We start from the raw sequence: 1,203 nt of genomic DNA, 5'->3' as shown, positions 1-1,203 counted from the left end.
AAGCGGCAAACCGAAATCAGACGGCGACGAGTGTTAAATCAGATACAACAATTAAATCTTGAACAAGATACATTCAGGTATAGGATATTATCGTGGCTGATTAAGAACAAAATTTGTTTTTTGAGTCGATCTTATTCAGTTTATCAGACTTTAAAACTTAGGAGGTCAGGGGTGTAATTATGGTTAAAGTTTCTGTTATTGTTCCTCTGTATAATTCCGCCAAGTATGTTGATGAATTGGCTGTTAATTTGAATAAACAGAATTATCATTCTGCACAGTTTATATTAATAGACGATGGTTCCATAGATGGAACAGAGATGTTGTTGCGGGAACACCCTTTGGTGAAGGCGGACAAGAGATTTGAAATTTATAGTATTGCTAATGGCGGTGTATCCGGAGCGAGGAACTACGGCCTAATACAGGCTAAGGGGAAATATATTATTTTTTTAGATGGGGACGATTATTTTGATGAAAAATTGATTTCTTCATACGTGGAAGCGATAGAAAGTAAAGATACCGATATTGACTTTTTCAAGATTACATTAGTAGATGAAATGAAAAATGCACCATTACCAGATAAGTTTCAACTTAATTATGGGAGTGCAGTGAAAGACACGGTAGTTGGACAAGAAGAATTATTGAGCTATCTTTGTGACGGAACAATTAAAGGGTATCCGGTTGCTTACATTAGTAAACTAGAATTGTGGCAAAATGTATCGTTCCCTGAAAAATATAGAGTAAATGAAGATTTGAGTGCGCTGTTTCAACTAATTAGCGAAACGACCCATTTGAAAGCACGCATTCACGATGAGACACATTATGACTACATCATGCATGAAGATAGTGCAGTACACAGTATGTCTTTGGAAGATATGGTTAACGTTAACAATCTACTACATAATATTGAAACATCAATTTTGGTGCAGAAGGGTCATAAAGAGAAAATATCGGATATGCGATTTGTGGAAAACATCGGCCACTTGATATGGGCTACTAAGTATGCCAGTAGTGTGCATAAAAAATTATTCAGATTTGAAATTTTGAAGAGGCTACCTTTTGCCAAAGTGAGTTCAAAGTTAAAAATGAAAGCTGTGATGGTTACTATAGCATCGATGATTTTAAATGGTAAATCGTTTGAACGAGCGTATGAGTTCGTTTTAAAGCGGCAATTACAGTAGACTGCATTTCGTGTGCTTGAATGCA

At 35.8% G+C, this 1,203-nt stretch carries 1 protein-coding gene; it reads left to right on the top strand.

The window, feature by feature from the left end; all coding sequences use genetic code 11:
- The first annotated feature begins 179 nt into the window (after positions 1-179).
- A complete protein-coding gene (locus WEIDD23_RS06085; protein WP_010374920.1) occupies positions 180-1,178 on the top strand; it encodes a glycosyltransferase family 2 protein in 999 nt (332 codons plus the stop codon).
- The last annotated feature ends 25 nt before the right edge of the window (positions 1,179-1,203 follow it).

This window comes from Weissella sp. DD23 (assembly GCF_001579105.1).
Lineage (GTDB): Bacteria > Bacillota > Bacilli > Lactobacillales > Lactobacillaceae > Weissella > Weissella cibaria.
Note: the sequence above shows the minus strand (reverse complement) of the source record. Positions and strands in the feature narration are given on the sequence as shown.